Annotated in this window: 12 protein-coding genes, 1 tRNA gene and 1 pseudogene; 6 read left to right on the top strand and 8 right to left on the bottom strand. The window is 38.3% G+C overall.

Translation table 11 applies throughout. The annotated features are described in order from the left end of the window. Positions 1–11: 11 nt before the first annotated feature. From tusD to punR, 3 genes are all read right to left on the bottom strand, one after another. On the bottom strand, positions 12–401 hold the full coding sequence (gene tusD, locus HWQ47_RS13795; RefSeq protein WP_269966691.1) for a sulfurtransferase complex subunit TusD: 390 nt from the start codon (positions 399–401) through the stop codon (positions 12–14). A gap of 145 nt (positions 402–546) precedes the next feature. Beyond that, positions 547–1,209 carry a Bax inhibitor-1/YccA family protein gene (locus HWQ47_RS13790; RefSeq protein ID WP_269966690.1) on the bottom strand — a complete coding sequence of 221 codons (663 nt, stop codon included), beginning with the start codon at positions 1,207–1,209 and terminating at the stop codon, positions 547–549. A gap of 303 nt (positions 1,210–1,512) precedes the next feature. Beyond that, a complete protein-coding gene (gene punR, locus HWQ47_RS13785; protein WP_269966689.1) occupies positions 1,513–2,415 on the bottom strand; it encodes a DNA-binding transcriptional activator PunR in 903 nt (300 codons plus the stop codon). Between the two features lie 115 nt (positions 2,416–2,530). Between punR and punC the strand changes: the two genes are divergently transcribed. The 3 genes from punC (at position 2,531) to HWQ47_RS13770 (ending at position 5,669) form a co-directional block, all read left to right on the top strand. Continuing rightward, positions 2,531–3,802: a purine nucleoside transporter PunC gene (gene punC / locus HWQ47_RS13780; RefSeq protein ID WP_442802037.1), complete on the top strand. Its 1,272-nt coding sequence runs from the start codon at positions 2,531–2,533 to the stop codon at positions 3,800–3,802. A 114-nt stretch (positions 3,803–3,916) separates the two neighbouring features. Continuing rightward, a tRNA-Ser gene (locus HWQ47_RS13775) sits at positions 3,917–4,007 on the top strand. Between the two features lie 480 nt (positions 4,008–4,487). Beyond that, positions 4,488–5,669 carry a hybrid sensor histidine kinase/response regulator gene (locus HWQ47_RS13770; protein ID WP_269966687.1) on the top strand — a complete coding sequence of 394 codons (1,182 nt, stop codon included), beginning with the start codon at positions 4,488–4,490 and terminating at the stop codon, positions 5,667–5,669. Between the two features lie 354 nt (positions 5,670–6,023). Here HWQ47_RS13770 and HWQ47_RS13765 read toward each other — a convergent pair whose 3' ends face one another. From HWQ47_RS13765 to HWQ47_RS13750, 4 genes and pseudogenes are all read right to left on the bottom strand, one after another. Next, entirely contained in the window at positions 6,024–8,078 is a 2,055-nt protein-coding gene (locus HWQ47_RS13765; protein WP_269966686.1) for a TonB-dependent receptor, read from the bottom strand. Between the two features lie 41 nt (positions 8,079–8,119). Further along, entirely contained in the window at positions 8,120–8,767 is a 648-nt protein-coding gene (locus HWQ47_RS13760) for a TonB-dependent receptor plug domain-containing protein (protein WP_269966685.1), read from the bottom strand. A gap of 317 nt (positions 8,768–9,084) precedes the next feature. Then, complete coding sequence (locus HWQ47_RS13755) at positions 9,085–10,782, bottom strand: alpha-L-fucosidase (protein ID WP_269966684.1); 1,698 nt, start codon at positions 10,780–10,782, stop codon at positions 9,085–9,087. Beyond that, a pseudogene (locus HWQ47_RS13750) lies at positions 10,783–12,561 on the bottom strand (arylsulfatase). A 475-nt stretch (positions 12,562–13,036) separates the two neighbouring features. On the opposite strand from HWQ47_RS13750, the gene HWQ47_RS13745 reads away from it, so the two are divergent. Next, positions 13,037–13,816 carry an IclR family transcriptional regulator gene (locus tag HWQ47_RS13745; RefSeq protein WP_269966683.1) on the top strand — a complete coding sequence of 260 codons (780 nt, stop codon included), beginning with the start codon at positions 13,037–13,039 and terminating at the stop codon, positions 13,814–13,816. Between the two features lie 220 nt (positions 13,817–14,036). On the opposite strand, the gene HWQ47_RS13740 is transcribed toward HWQ47_RS13745, so the two are convergent. Further along, positions 14,037–14,885 (bottom strand): LamG domain-containing protein, encoded by an 849-nt coding sequence (locus HWQ47_RS13740; RefSeq protein WP_269966682.1) that lies wholly within the window; start codon positions 14,883–14,885, stop codon positions 14,037–14,039. Between the two features lie 660 nt (positions 14,886–15,545). Here HWQ47_RS13740 and HWQ47_RS13735 point away from each other — a divergent pair. Continuing rightward, on the top strand, positions 15,546–15,851 hold the full coding sequence (locus HWQ47_RS13735; protein ID WP_269966681.1) for a UxaA family hydrolase: 306 nt from the start codon (positions 15,546–15,548) through the stop codon (positions 15,849–15,851). Continuing rightward, on the top strand, positions 15,848–17,038 hold the full coding sequence (locus HWQ47_RS13730; protein ID WP_269966680.1) for a UxaA family hydrolase: 1,191 nt from the start codon (positions 15,848–15,850) through the stop codon (positions 17,036–17,038). The genes HWQ47_RS13735 and HWQ47_RS13730 overlap by 4 nt, the downstream gene beginning before the upstream one ends. Positions 17,039–17,044 lie beyond the last annotated feature (6 nt).

Genomic DNA, 17,044 nt, shown 5'->3' with positions numbered 1-17,044 from the left:
TTATTAAATAATCAAAAGCTTACCAATTTATCTGCTTTTTCAATCCCCGTTACCAACTCACCAAGCCCGCCCATTTCAAAGGGGGCTTGTATGTTCCAATGTTGTGCTTGGTATTCATGGGCTTCATTTTTTGATATTACACCACGTCTTAGTGCGGCTGAAACACAATTTATGAGCTTAAGCTGATAAGTATGGTTGAGCTCAACCCAAGCTTTTGTTAAGTCAAATTCATCAGTTGCAGGACTGTTGAACGAGCTGGTATTGAGTACACCATCTTGATAGAAGAACACTCGAGAGACCTTATGCCCTTGCTCTAATGCCGCCTTAGTAAATCGATAGGCAGTATAACTGGCTGAGCCCGTGTAAGCTGCGCCATTAACTTGGATGATGAAGTTGCTCATGAATAGATACAGTCACTCAGGTTGATTAAAAGGTAAAAAAATAGCCCCGTCTAAGGAGCTATTCTAACTGAAAATCGCTGTTTGAAAAAATTGTTATTTACGCTTTAATCAATCGGTATTGCGGCCAGTAATTTCTGACATGCGATTAATCGTCACTACCGCCGATACCCATAAGGTGCAATAGCGCCATAAATAGGTTTAGGAAGTCCAAGTACAAAGAGATCGTTGCGCGAATGTAGTTGGTTTCACCACCATTTACAATACGGCTAGTGTCATACAAGATAAAGCCTGTCATCAGCAGCGCGATACCAGCGTTAAGGGCCATAAACATCATTCCATTACCTAGGAACATATTTACAAGCAAGCCCACAACCATAATGACTAGGCCCGCAATAAGAAAGCCTCGCATGAAAGAGAAATCTTTCTTAGTCGTGACAGCATAACCAGATAAGGCGATAAAAATGACAGAGGTTAATCCAAGAGCTTGCATAATAAGCTGTGGACCATTTGCCATGCCAGCATAATGGTTAAGAATGTAACCTAAAGATGCACCTTGCATACCCGTAAATGCGAATACCCAGAAAAGACCTGCTGCGCTCTCAGCCTTTCTCAATGTAACAAATAGGACCACTAAACTACCTAAAGACATGCCAATAGAGAGAAAAGGACCAATTTGCAGTGCCATTGCTAAACCTGCACAAACTGCAGAGAAAGCTAATGTCATCGAAAGTAGCATATAAGTATTTTTTAGAAGCTTATTCACTTCCAATGTGGAAGTGCCAGTTGAATACATTGTTTGTTGTGTCATATCGTTCTCCATTGACCCTTTATAGCAGATGTTCTAATCATATTACTTAGATTCGCTTCACTCCAAAGAGTTCCGCAAGCCATTTACCAGCTTAACTGCCGTAAATGCATTTGGTTAAGTTATTGAATCATACAGTAGCTTATGAGAGGGGGAAAGTCACAAGCGAGTAATTAATTCCATATTTCATGTGTAATAACCCTCAATATTAAACAAAACTTAAATTAGACTGCGTTTATGATTAATTACCTATAATACGCACTTTATTGTGTAGGAGATAGCTAGCGACACGTCGATGCAGAAAGATTAATGAAACCAATCATTATGGAGCTTATCACTGTCGCCAAGGTACTCCAGTACCCAGGACATGGCAGGTGACATATTTGCTCCGTTCCAAGCTAAACAACAAGGGCTCGGCGCTTTCGGTCGCTCTAATTCTTTTGAAATCAGTGCCCCTGAACGGATAAAAGACTCCGCGAAATGCATGGGTATATACCCTATGCCGAGTCCTTCTCTGAAGCAGTTAATGGCCCTAATCCAATCAGGCACCACTAAACGACGTTGGTTTTCTAGTAACCAGGTCATACGTTTGGGGATTTCTCGGGAGGTGTCCTCTAGACAAATAGAAGGATAGTGTCGCATCTCATCGTCGATTAAAGGTCTATCTACCTCTGCCAATGGATGCTTTTTACTTACTACAAATGCCCATTCTATCTCGCCCATATCTCTGAAGAAATAATCACCACCTACCGGAATCGCTGTCGTAGCTCCTATCGCGATATCACTTCGACCATTGGCAATTGATTCCCATACACCGTTAAATACCTCGATGCGTATAATTAATTCTACATTGGTAAAATGTCGATAAAAATCAGCAATTAGCACACTAATTTTATCGGCTCTGACGATATTGTCTAATGCAATGGACAAGGTAGGTTGCCAACCATTGGCCACACGCTTAGTGTCATCTTTCATCAAGGCGATATTGGTTAACAGTACTCTGGCATGTTTGACAAAATGTGCGCCCGCTGGCGTCAGGCTAACACTGCGATGGTGGCGTTCAAATAATGTGGCACCAAGTTCCTCTTCGATCTGTTTAACTGCATAACTGACAGCTGAAGGTACTTTATGAAGCTTATTAGCTGCAGCGGTGAAACTCCCAACCCGTGCGACCATATCGATAAGTTGTAATGATTGTTCAGAAAGCATACCAGTAGTTCCTTGCTATGAGAAATTTTGATGACACATATCAAAAATAAACGCTTCACAAGGATATAGCAAGCATTTAGACTCCGCCCTCTTAGTTTAAAGCCATTTTATAGATATTGAAATTAATATGAATTCAGTCAGTAACACTAAATATTTCTTTTTTCTAACATACTTAGCACTGCTTAGTATGTTAGGTTTCATCGCTACGGATATGTACCTTCCGGCTTTTAAAGCGATAGAAGACACCATGCAGGCTACACCAGCTCAGATTGCAAGTTCGTTAACTTTTTTCCTCGCGGGTCTGGCTATTGGTCAATTACTTTATGGACCGCTGGTTCAGCGGATAGGAAAACGCAATTCGCTGTTAATAGGTCTTACTATTTTTGCAATTGCCAGTTTCATGTTGACATCAAGTGACACTATGCTCTCGTTTAATATTGCGCGCTTTTTTCAAGCATTAGGCGCATGTAGTGCCGGTGTTATTTGGCAAGCTATCGTGATTGAAAAGTATGACGCTGTAAAAGCGCAAAATGTGTTCTCTAACATTATGCCCTTGGTTGCCTTGTCTCCAGCGTTAGCGCCTTTGTTAGGCGCATTCATTCTTGATATTAGTAACTGGCAGAGCATCTTCGTAATACTGACGGTTTTAGCTGCATTTCTTATGCTATTAACCTTAGTGTTTGTCCCAAAAGAGAAACCTCTGCATCACAAAGCGAGTAAATCAGCATCTATTTCATACTGGGGTATACTGCAAAACACTCGATTTTTAGGTAACGTAATTATATTTGGTGCTTGCTCTGGTGCATTCTTTGCCTATTTGACCGTTTGGCCCATTGTGATGGAACAGCATGGATATGCGGCAAAAGAGATAGGTTTAAGCTTTATACCACAGACTATCATGTTTATTGTTGGTGGTTATGCAAGTAAGATTTTGATCCGTAAAGTCGGCAGCGAGAAAACGCTGACGATTATGCTTGCTTGTTTTGGTTTGTGTGTACTGTCAATTGTATTGAGTTCATTGGTCTTTAAAGCAGAAAGTATTCTGCCGCTATTGGCTGCTTTTTCTATACTTGCTGCCGCGAATGGTGCTATTTATCCCATTGTAGTTAATGGTGCTTTACAGGAATTTACTCAGAATGCAGCTAAAGCGGCTGGCTTACAGAATTTCTTACAGATGAGTATCGCTTTTGGTGCGTCTAGTCTAGTTGCTTTATGGGCTGCATCTGGTGAGGTTGCCATTGGTTGGGGGATCTTTGTATGTGCCATTTTAGTTTTTGCAGGCTACAAGTTAAGAGCTAACAACTCTTGGGCGGATGTTAAAGCTAACTTTATTACACCAGATCCTGCTCGAATTGCACTTAAGCAAGAAAAGTTGAACCGCAATTAATGCTCAATATCTCTCTGATTTGGCGGTGATTTAATCAGTCGGCTCTTTTTTACGTATAAAGTGTAGATTAGTGCTTTACATAGAAAGCGAGTCGCTATATTATTCGCGGCGTTCGGAGGGATGGCAGAGTGGTCGAATGCACCGGTCTTGAAAACCGGCATGGGTTTATAGCCCATCTAGGGTTCAAATCCCTATCCCTCCGCCATATTTAAGATGAAAGGCTACTCGAAAGAGTAGCTTTTTTTCGTTTCAAAACTGTTGAACCCTAAGGTTCCTATTGTTTAAAGTCAGCTATCCCTTTGCCATATTTAAGATGAAAGGCTACTCGAAAGAGTAGCCTTCTTTCGTTTTAAAGTGATATCTAAAGCTAGAATAAAGAGGGTTTAACCCCAGCGATTACTGTGGCGTAACTTCTAGCGGATGAACTATAGCGAATAAGTAATAAGCTCGCCCTAGTTGATCAGCATAGCGAGGGTCATAATCCACCTGATGTCCACCACCGGAAGTGCGTAACGAACATGGTGGAGTGCGATCGAGTCTGTTTCTGATATCAAAGCTAAGTCCAATAATGATGCTTTTTGTCTGTTTTTAGCTACTCTATAAGTTAAAGTTAAAGCATATACTGACAACAGCTTTGCGCCTTGTTGGTAGTCGTGAACTCTAGGAGGCTTTTTAGCGGGAGGACATGATGGATCTAGACGGAACAGATATTTCAATTCTTATCGTTGATGACAATCGAGTTAATATTAAGTTATTAAGCTGCTTTGTAGAGTTAGAACATTATAAAGCCTTTAGTGCTACAAGCGGTGAAGAAGCAATAGAACTTCTTGCAGATTTGAAATTTAGTCAATCTATCGATTTGATATTACTTGATATTATAATGCCAGGCTTAGACGGTTATCAGACATGTAAAGTACTGAAAAATGATGTTCAGACACAACAGATTCCGGTGATTTTTGTAACGGGAAAAACTAAACCAGAGGAATTACGCCGAGGTTTTTCTGTCGGTGCAGTTGATTATATCACTAAGCCTATCCAACAAGATGTTGTCATTGCTAGAGTTAAAAATCAAGTATCACTAATTCATCAGTCTAAACTTGAGCAGCGATTGTTAGAAGAAAACAATAAAATGGCAGAGTTAGGCAGCATGGTATCTGAGATCACTCATGAAGTGGCTTCTCCCCTCGGAAATATGATCCTATCTGTTGATTTTATGCTTAATGAAGTTACAAATCTTCGCAGTGAGTGCGCAGCGCAAACGCTAGATGAAGAGACATTAATCCAATATTTAGTTCAGTTGGATGAGTCACTACGCCTTTGCAGTAATAATGCTAAACGTGCGACCAGTCTATTGAATGGCTTCAAACATATTGCGGTTGATCAATGTAGCCAGAAAAAAATCGAATTTAATCTGCTGGAATATGTTAATGACATCTTGTTGACGATAAAACCAAGACTTAAGAGAACTCCCCATAAAGTAAATCTTAACATTGATAAAGATATCAATGTTACTAGCTATCCAGGGGCTTTGTCTCAAATTATCATTAATTTAATTAATAACTCTCTGTTACATGCCTTTATTGGTAGCCAAGAGGGGAAAATCACCATCAGTGCCGCAATTGATGGAGATAGGCTTATTTTATATTATAGGGATAACGGCATTGGTATGAGCGAGGAGCAGCAAAGTTATGCATTTACAAAGTTTTATACAACCAAAGCTGACTGTGGGGGCTCTGGTTTAGGTTTGGCTATTATTAAAAAATTAGTTGAGGATGAGTTAGATGGAGAGATCACGCTTATAAGTGAACCAGGCTGCGGGATCAACTTCATTATGAAAATAAGCCTAGGTTTAGAACAGCAAACATAATAGCCTACCTTTCTACTGAGATATTTGTTCAAGTATGTATCTTAGTTTTACTTTAGTTTTTGATCCCCTCACTGTTGTTCGACCCCTCTACACCTTTTTGATATCTTCGATTGAGAGATAGCTATCAAGCAGAGAAGACGTCAGTATTGGTTTAATTTGAACGTTGGATAGTTATATAGGCTATTTAAAACATAGGATTAACTTTAATCTATAAGCGCATTGAGTTATATACAAAATTAAATTAATTTAACCCTCATGCCTAAATCGGTTCTCTAATGCTTAATAAAAAGCGCTATACCAGTTGAAGTGGAGGCTCCAAAAGGTATAGCGAAGGATTAGTACAACAGGAAGAAGTTAAAATCGGTATGTAATACTCATAGAATAATGTCTACCAACATCGAAAAAATCGAGCATTTTTGCCTCATCTCCAATGTGATCTCTACGAGTATCATCTAGCAAATTGCGAGCGTTAAGTGCAAGTACGAGACTCTGTGTCGGTTTAATTTTAATGTTTAAATCTAAGCTTTGTGTGTCACCAGTAAATCGTGCATCAGTAGTTTGAGAACCTTGGCCAGCCAAACTTCTGAAGAAATCATCTCTGAACAAGTATGCAACACGTGCAGAGAATACATCATTTTCGTAAAAGCCCACAAAATTTAGATTATTTTTAGAAGTACCAGGAAATCCGAAACCTGAGTTACCAACATCTTCATCAAAGCTACTATCAACATAGGTATAGTTAGTGCTCATACCAAAGCCAGCCAAAGCGGGAATTAATTTATCAAAAGGCTGATAAAAACCGATTTCATACCCTTTAACTTCTCCATTTGAAAAGTTAACGGGTTTGGTTACATCAAATAAAATATCTTCGGGTTGATCTATGATGGTTTGATCAAAAACAATATCGTCAATAATAAAGTTTTTAAGGCTCTTGTAGAATAAACTTACGACTGCTGAACCATCAGTTTCATTATAGTATTCAAACGTTAAATCATAGTTCCAAGCTGTCATCGGTTCTAAGTCGGGATTACCTGACTTGCCTGTACCCTTACAATCTTCTGCTGTATCGTTTGGTTCACAATTGGGGATGTTGATACGGATTATTGGAGCCATGTCACTGTATTCGGGATGTGATAATGTTTTCGAAACACCTAAACGAAGTGCTGTAGACTCAGTCATTCCTAAATTTAAGTTTAAACTTGGAAGATATTCCCAATAATCATTAGAGATGGTATTTAATTCGACGGCTGGATCATTGCTTAAGGTACCGGCAGTTGCTTCATTTTTCGTATATACAGCTCGAACGCCTAAATTACCAGTGAGTTGCATGTCTGAAAAATATACATCTATATTAAGCTGACCGAAAGCGGCAACAATTTGTTCAGTACTTTCATGGGATGCTGAATAGTCAACACCTAGATTATCTATACCTGTGGTTAATACTCTTGGGTCTAATTCACCAATAGTATCAAAATCTGAGATTAACCATGTTCCAGGGGAGTAGTCATGGCCAGAGAGAAATTCACCGTCTGTTAATTCACCTGTTAATGCTAAATCAACAATTTCATCTGCCATACTAGGATTCGCTAACCGATTGACTGTTGAACGTTTTGAGTCTAAATCAGTTTTTTCATAATGGAAACCAACATCGAATGATGACAACCAATTAGTATCTAATAAATAATTAAACTTTAATGTTGAGCCATAATTTTCGCCATCGAGTTCTATTTCTCGAATATTACTGAATAAATACCTATAACCTGATGGGTCTAGTCTGTCATCACCAGTGGTGAACGTTGGAAGGTTACCAGTACTATTGTAAACGACATTGTTTTTATTCAGTACACGATTAAAAATTGGGAATCTTAAATCTTGAGAGTAGTCGACGGTTGAATAATAAATATCGAAGTTTGTTGTTAGGTTATCTAGCGCCCAGTCTAAATTGATACCTGTAATTAAATTGGCAGTATCATTATTGAATCGCATATCCTGAACTCGGCTTAATATTCCTCCACCCCCCGTTGTTTTGCCAAAATCAGCATAACGAAGCACATTATTGTCGTCTATTTCAATCGCATCTTTATCAAAAACAGTTCGCCCCCATATAGGGTTAGTTATTAGTTGGCCATTATGTCTTTGGGATGAGTTATCATAAGTTGTTGATGTAATATCCCAGACTAAATCTATACTGTCATCTGGTTGCCACTGTATGCCAGCACTATAAGCGGTGCGTGATTTATTATTCTTAATAGGGCGGTTGGTACTGGAATTAGGTACAGTTACCCCTTTAATCAACTCGTCTTGAACGACATCGCCATCATTGTCGACTCTTAAGTTCCTTGTGTATAACCTTTGTCCAGACTGTTCGTAAGTTAAATCGGAATCCGCACTCACAGCTCCTGCATACATGCCTAATGTTTTTGCATCATTTCTCCACGCAAAAACACCGTCTAAACTGCACCTTTATCGCTGTCTAAATCATGATATTCAGCTTTATAAGAAATGGAACCAAAGTAGTTTTTGCTATGCAATTGTTTTAAATCTAATGGTTTGATAGTGAGTAAGTTTACTTGTCCAGCCAAACCACTTTCAGGGCGAGTTGCTGTTTGTCCTTTGACAACTCTGACACCACTTAAGATGCTTGCAGGGAATACATTGAAGTTCATCTTTCGTAAACCTTGAGCTTCATTGCCTGATGACAGAAGTGTTCTACCATTGATAGTAGAGTTGACAAACTGAGGTCCTAAACCACGAATCGATACTCTGTCGCCATCAGTCCCAGCTGGATCTGTTTCAATTTGAACACCTGGCATACGCTTAATAGCACCTGCAATACTGTCGTCAGCAAATTGGCCTATATCTTCTGTTGTAATCGCATCGACTATAGTGTCTGCTAATCGTTTTATACCAATAGCCCCTTCATAACTAGCAGCAATGCTTCCTTTTACTACGATTACTTCAATAGACTCTTTATTGTTTGGCTTTTCTTTTTTCTTCTCTTCGGCATGCAAAGTTGTAGTCGTCGTTAAACTTGCTGTTATTAGCGCTGTCGATATGGCTATCGATAGCTTGCTCTTAAGGCATTTACTTTTGATCATTTTAACTTCCCCCTGTAAATCATTTTTTGGAATAGTGCTTAGCCCTAGGTTTAATTAACAAAAGATTAACTTTTTTAAACATGGGTTCTTAGTTGCTTGATAATAAGGATATTATTCAGATGTTTTTGAACCGATTTATTGGTGGTTAAATGGTTTTTTGCTTAACGTGGCCAAGTTTGAGTTGGGGAGGTATCAAAAAGTTTGAAGAACTCATCTCATCAGAATGGATATTGTGGGTGTAGCGTAAATTGATTTAGAGATAGCAGTAGAGAACCCAACAAGTTAAGTGCTTGTTGGGTTTTGCACATTGACAGATACTAATCTGTAATTGGGGTTAATTTTATAGTGTGTAATTTAATTCCACCAGCCTTAACCTCAGACACTGGTGCTTGCATAATCAATGAGGTTTGTCCAGCAGTCAGCATCCACTCGCTGTAATCAACGTGTTCATCAGCCGGATACTCTAAATCGATGTAGTATTGCCCTTTGCGTCTGACATCAATTTTCCAACTGGCTTCACTATTGTCTTGCCAATTAACTAAACTTGGGGCATAAACCCATTCGCCAAATTTTTCCATCCAGCGTACTTCTTTGAACTCACAACCTTTGCACGCTGCAAATTCAGCGAACAGCATATCGGAACCAGTATGATTAATTTTGATCTTGCTATCGACATCAAGACTGCCGTCGATTGTGACTTTGATAATCGTGATTAATTGCTTTTTTGAATGGTTTGGTAAAACAAAATCTATCCACTTATCATTAGTTTGAATAAATTCAATTTTCTCGTCAGTATTGAGTTTATAAGCAGAGTTAACTCTATTTTCTAACCCTGGTAAACTGATCACTCCAGTTTCAGGCCAACGAATAACATGTAAATAAAGCTGATTATCTTTTACTGTTACATCACCCCATGGGAGAGCTCTTTTCCAAGGGGAAGCTGAAGCACCATAAATAGCCTCTTTATTTTGGGCAATCCATTGACCTGCAAGTCTTAATTGATTGTCTGCTGTTGTTGGCACGACCCCTTTTCCTGTTGGGCCTACATTGAGCATGTAATTACCGCCACGAGCGATCGTAGTGACTAAGTTACTCGCGATCTTTTTAGCACTTTTAAAGTTTTGATCGTACCAAGCATAGCCCCATGAGTTATTCGTAGTATCGACTGTTTCCCACAAGCCAGTATGATTGGTTGTAGCAATATGTGTATCGCCTAATGATGAGTAATCTCCATATCCGTTACCAATACGACTATTAATCAATGTGTTAGGTTGTAATTCCTTCACGGTTTCAACAATTTCTTTAGAATATTTATCACCCATAGGGCCAGGAGTATCAAACCAGATTAAAGCGATAGAACCGTAGTTTGTCATCAGTTCTTTAATTTGAGGAAGAGCCTTTCGTTCAAAGTATTCGTCAAAACTGTATATTTGTTTTGAGTCATCCCAAGCAATACCCGCACTTCCTTGCTCGTACCAGTCTTGGTATTGAGAGTAATATAGCCCAAATCCAATGCCTGCCTCTTTACAAGCTTTAGCAAGAGCCTTTAAAGGATCTCGTTTGTAAGGTGTTGCTTTAACAATATTATAATCGCTAACGGCTGAATCATACATGGCAAAACCATCATGATGTTTAGCTGTTATGACTATATACTTCATTCCAGCATCAACAGCTAGCTGTACCAAGGCTTGTGCGTCAAAATCCGTAGGATTGAACTTATCAGCTAGTTTTGCATATTCAACCTTATCGATATTTGCAACTCTTGGGGACATTAGCCATTCAGTAATTCCGTAATAATTTTTTCCTTTCCATTGGCCTGCAGGTATTGAATAGAGGCCCCAATGTACAAACATTGCATATTTTGATTGTTTAAACCAATCACCTTTTTGGCCAATATTTTTTTGTTTTACTGAATGCTCTCCCCAAAGCTCATCCATAGATTCATTAACTTTTTGTGTAGCGTTAGCGAAAAAGCTCAGCCAGCATGCCATCAATACTATAAATATTTTTCTCATTTATATTCTCTCTCTACTATAAGCGTAAAATGCCGGCAAAATATTGTTTTTACCTTGTAAGTCATTAGCAAACCATGCCTTTAGCCGTAACTCCCCTTGTTTAAGTTGGTGAGTAAAGCTAACACCGTTTGCCAGTTTGTTTATGTCCATTACCGACCGTTTCCCATTAAGTTCAAGGAATGCATATTGACGTTCAATCGGCTTTGAAGCCGCAATATCTTGCAAGTAAAGAGTGATAGTGTATTCATCTGATTGTTTGACCGATAAATACCATGGTAAAGGTTTGATATCACTCATGCGTCCCATCCAACTTGAATTTTGATAATCATCTTGAGGTCTTTGAAAGCCTGGAAACCATGGAACTTCTATTTCGGATGTCGCTTCCATCCAATCCATACTAGTAAGTCTAGAAGGGTTTTCATGGTGACTGCCAATGATAATTCTCTGACGTTCAAAGCCTTCTGAAGTCACATATTTCCACCAACGTTCAAAGTCACCATGTAATTGTTTTACCACTGCTGGATGTTGTGACTTCACATCTTGTAACTGTTGTGGATCTTTTAAAATGTCGAATAATTCTATTTTATTTTTCTGTTCATGTAATACATATCGCCATTGCTGGGTCATGACTACACTGGGCCGCTCTGGTGAGGGAATATCTACGCGTTGATTGGTTATAAAAAGTGTGCGAGAAGGGGAGGTTTTTTCACCCTTTAAAATAGGTAACAAGCTTTGACCATCTTGTCCTTTGGGTAATGGCACCTTAGCAATATCAAGTATTGTGGGCATTAAATCGAAATGAGCCGTTAACGTATCGATATCCCTAGGCTGGAACAATTTTACTTTAGGCCAATGCATTAATAATGGGACACGATGACCCCCTTCATAAACTGAAGCTTTAAATCCTTTCATTCCAGCATTAAAATCCCAAGTTTTTGAATTAAGATCGAGGTTAAGGTTATCAATAAAATCTTCAATATCTTCTTTCCCAAAGATATTGTCGTAGCTAGATTTCATTGAAGAACCGTTATCGGTTGTAAATATTAATAAGGTATTGTCTGCAATATCGAGCTGTTGAAGCGTTTCACGTAAATGTAAAATTCGAGAATCAAGATGAGTTATCATTGCATAGAACAATGCGAGCTTTTTAGGTAATCCAAGATCTAGATATGGTTGAATATATTCTTTAGGGGCACGCCATGGTCTATGGGGAGCGTTGGTTGATATATATGCAAAAAAAGGTTTTTCTTTATTATCTTCAATGAACTTAGTTGCTTCATCAAACCATACATTGGTTGCGTATTCACTGAATTTCTCTGGCTGACCATTTCTGAAGTAAGTATCACTAAACTGAGTATTGCCCCAATAGTCTGGTGTTTGACCAACTCCACCTCCACCATGAATTAATGTTTCATCAAAACCTTGGTCTTCCGGCCTAAAGGGATAATTGTCGCCTAAGTGCCACTTTCAAAAAATGGCCGTTTTATAACCTGCAGATTGTAATGCTTCTGGCAGTGTTGTGTGCTGAGTTGGCAGTAATGAACGTCCCATAATAGTATGCCAAACACCTGCACGCATGGAGTATTTACCTGTCAGCAGTGAGGAGCGGCTAGGTGAGCATGTTGGATCCATATGGAAATTGGTAAATCGTATACTTTCACTGGCTAGTTGATCGATATTGGGTGTCTTTACCACTGGGTTGAAGTTATGTCCTAAATCTCCGTAACCTTGGTCATCTGTCATGATGATAATAATGTTTGGTTTTCTCTCTTTTGCCATAACTAAAGTTGAGAAAAAAACCATAAACAAAATGAAGGTTAGATTAAATGCCTTTCTCATTATAATAGATTCCATATAGGGGAGATGAGCATTTACCTGTAGACGCAAGGTAACCTCTCATTAACAATTGATTAATTATTACCACACTTGACATGATTTACAGGTGAAGCGATGTTTTTTATGTGAAATAATGCAGTGTGTTTGCTTATACAATGAATTGTAAATCGATTGTTTAGCTCTTAATGTTCAACGCTTAAGAAACGAACGGCATGGAAAGTGTTTAGAGGATGATTGCAATTAGTGATTACTATTTTCATGAGGTCAGTATTGTTTTACGCACTAATGAAGTGCTTTATCTTATAAATTGTAATTTCTTGATTGGAAATAGACTAAATATGATAAAGTGAAACGGATTGGAGCGTGCATCAAGCTTAACAGATTAAAAATTTGTTTATTGAAAAGAATCAGGTATCAAATGGAAATCAGCAAAAAAAGAGAATACTCTGCACCTGCGTTAGAAAAAGGATTTGAGATATTGGAATTGCTCGCAGAAGAGCAAAAGCCAATGTCATTAGCACAAATATCAACTACATTAAAGCGCTCTAAAAGTGAGCTGTTCCGTATGCTCGCAGCGTTAGAAAAAATGGGGTATTTAGCAAAAAATGAAGGCTCTGACTTTTTCCACATTACAAATCGATTATTCGATCTTGGGTTAAGAGTGCCACCAAACGGCACATTGGTTGAAGTCGCATACCCCATTATGCGCGAATTATCCGCTGAAATTTTACAATCGTGTCATATTGCCGTAGAAAGCCAAAATCGAATGGTTGTCATTGCCAAGTTAGACAACCCAAGTAGCGTAGGGTTCTCCGTGCATTTAGGCCACCATTTGTTTTTGAATGAGTCGGGTTCCGGTCATGTTCTGCTCGCCTGGAAAAGTGAGAAATCGTTAAATAAGTCGATAGAGGATTTACGTGCTCTAGATAATAAATTCGATGAAGAACAGTTGTTAGCATCTTTGGAAGAGATAAGAGCACAGGGATTTGCAAGAATTAAAAGTCCAATTATTCAAAGCCTGGAAGATATTTCATTTCCAATATTTTTAGGTGGGACCAAAAGTGTCATTGCAACGATCACAGTGCCATTTCTAAAAGGTAACAAGCAATCTCCAAGTATTTCTGAAGCAAAAGTACTTATAAAATCAGCGGCAGAAAAGCTCTCAAGTATTAGTTTGTCTTATTCAGGCCAGTTATAAACATTCACAATGTGCTTTGCTCAAGATTTCAGGCACATTATTGTATCTTGGATCTGTATTCCATTTACCTCAAGTTAGTTTATTGCAAAAAATCTTACTCGAATTCACGGTATCAGATAAACATATATGCAGTTGAAGTTTACGTTGTAAGTTAAAAGCATCGATAATACTTTTGTCATCATTATCAGTCACCACAAACAAGGTTTTCTTCATACCTTAATTAATTACCATTATCTTCTAGCACATTTAAATTGAGGTTGTTGGGATTAAGATAATAGCTTTTGTCATTTAACACATCACTTAAGTTGATATATCTTAATGTCTCTGAACTATGGTCCTCAGGCATTGCGTATCCCATGAGGCCTATATAATCTGTAGCCCCATCATATGGCTTGTATTGTTTTTGTTCGTTGAGAGCAGAATAATATAGGTCTTCAACAATGATTTTTCCGAGCAATGTTTTAACTTGATCCTCTTTGCCTCTAACAAAGAAGAGGACTCTGTTTTCTGATGTCGGTGGGGGGAGGAGGAACCTAACTCTCTTAGATTCACCAGCATTATTAACTAGCGCTTTACCATCGATAAGTAACTCGGCATAAGTTTCTCCGGTTGATGACTTAAATGAAGTTACTATTTGATATTCATGCCATTCATTGAAGTTAACATTGGTGTCGATTAGAGTCACACTTGTGCCGGTTGAGTTGAGATAGTATAGGTTTCCATTACGAAATTTCAGTTCTAATGTAGCATTATCATTCGTTAGTCTGAAAAGTAGAGCGTCAGAGTTATTACTACCGAATTGATCTATTTTTGTATTGAGTTTTGCAATGTATTCATCTGGAATGAGTGTATTTTGTAAAAGGTGATTGGTTGTAAAGCTTGAATCAAACAAGAGAAGGCCTTTATCTACCTGTTGAATTGTTCCACCGTTAAATCTTTCGGTCCAAGCACCTAGTGAATGCCAGTCTTCATCAACATATCGATTGAAGGGGTTTACATAATCAACAATGGTTGAATTTTCATAAGGGTTACTAGATATAAAATGTTGCCCTGTTGTGGTATTTCGCATCAGGAACATTGGAACAGCATCCGTCACAGGATCAGTATATAAACTGAATTTTTTTTGTCATTTTCTAAGCCTTCTATCTGATTAGATTTACACCTGTTCTGCTATCTAGTTGATATAGATGAGCTATTTATTTCAGAGTGTATTTTACAAAAGCAAACTCAGCCTAAACAGTTAATGTTACGCGACGAAGAGGTGGTTCGTATAGTAAACGTTGTTTGCCCAGCAAAACTAACAATAACACAACCATCGAACAAAAAACACACTAAACATCCCCCTTTGTATGTAGATAATTTATATAGATTCAGTCGAATTAGTGTTAAATCATGGCGTGTTTTAAGTGTGTAAGCTCATATTCAATGTAAACGTTAAGCAGTAGTTCATTTGTCACTGTTATTGGTTATCGACTTATTACTAAGGAGCTAATAATTTTACTTACATAACTATATGTATCAACTGTATTTGTTTTAAATTTAACTCAGTTGTTAATGGATTTTATTATCTCGTTGAACAATAAAAAACAGGGTGAAAATTAAATCCCTATATTAAATATTGTTTTATATTTAATACGTTACTAATATGTAACCAAGGTGTAGCAACGCTGTTTTATCGTGATCTGTTTAAGGTTTGTTGCTGTGCAATTTTCTCGTTGGGATATTTAAAATGATTGATAAACGCCTCGTTCTACTTAACGAAATTGATAACGTATTAGTGTGTTGTAAACATCTCAATATTGGGACTTTAATTGAGGTTGATGGCGAAGAGATTTCATTATCTTCCCCTATAGATGTAGGTCATAAGCTTGCTAGATACTCAATTAATGAAAGTGAGAAAGTAATGAAATATGGCGTGCCAATTGGTTCAGCAACTCAGTTTATTTTGAAAGGGGAGCACATTCATGTGCATAACATGAAAAGTGATTATATTTCAAGCCATTCAAGACAAAGCAAGATAGGGGGAACTAAATGAGAGCATTTTTAAGAGCTGATGGGCGCAAAGGCATTAGAAATGTTGTTTTAGTCGCCTATTTGGTTGAATGCGCTCATCACGTTGCTCGTTCTATTGTCAGTCAAAGTGGTAGTGGTGATGTGCAACTGATTGGTTTCCCAGGTTGTTATCCTAATGAGTATTCATTGAAAATGATGATTCAACTCTGTACTCACCCTAATGTCTCCAGTGTTATTTTACTTTCGCTTGGGTGTGAAGGGTTTAATCGAGAGCGACTTAGTGCTGCAATTAGTGAGAGCGGTAGAGAAGTGGAAACGATTGTTATTCAAGATAATGGTGGAACACTGTCAAGTATTGAAGTCGGCTTATCTCATTCTAGAAATATGCTAGCAAGAAACCTACAAATACCGACCGTTTCTATGGATTTGGACGAATTGGTTGTTGGAACAATTTGTGGAGGTTCTGACGGCACCAGCGGTATCAGTGCAAATCCAGCGGTTGGCAGTTGTTTTGATAAGCTTATTGAGAATAATGCGACTTGTATTTTTGAAGAAACAGGTGAGCTTATAGGCTGTGAATACATTATGTCGGATAGAGCTATTACACCTGAGTTAGGTGAAGAAATTATGGCATCAGTTGAAAAAGCTGAAAACTATTATCGCATTATGGGATATGGCAGTTTTGCACCAGGAAATGCAGAAGGTGGACTGACTACCCAAGAGGAAAAGTCTATGGGCGCATATGCCAAATCTGGCTCGTCTAAAATTCACGGTTTGATTAAGCCTGGCGATATACCCAAGCAAGGTGGACTATATTTAATGGATGTGGTGCCAGATGGCAACCCCATGTTTGGTTTTCCCAATATTGTAGATAATGCTGAAATAGTTGAACTAATAGCTTCTGGTTCTCACGTCATTTTGTTTACTACCGGCCGAGGTTCTGTGGTGGGGTCAGCAATCTCTCCCGTCATTAAAATTTGTGCCAACCCTGAAACTTATCAAAAGCTATCTGCTGATATGGATATTGATGCAGGGAAAATTATCCAAGGTACTGCATCTGTTGATTATGTTGGCAATGAGATTTTTCAACTGGTGGAAAAGGTTGCATCAGGCTTGCCTACAAAGTCAGAAGCACTAGGTCATCAAGAATTTGTTTTAACTTATAAAAAGTTTGATTCAATTGGGCCAGCATGTCCCCCATTTAGATAGTATCAC

Origin of the sequence: Shewanella sp. MTB7 (genome assembly GCF_027571385.1) — a bacterium.
Taxonomy (GTDB): Bacteria; Pseudomonadota; Gammaproteobacteria; order Enterobacterales; family Shewanellaceae; genus Shewanella.
The sequence above is the reverse complement of the archived record's forward strand: the minus strand, read 5'-3'. Positions and strand labels throughout refer to the sequence as shown.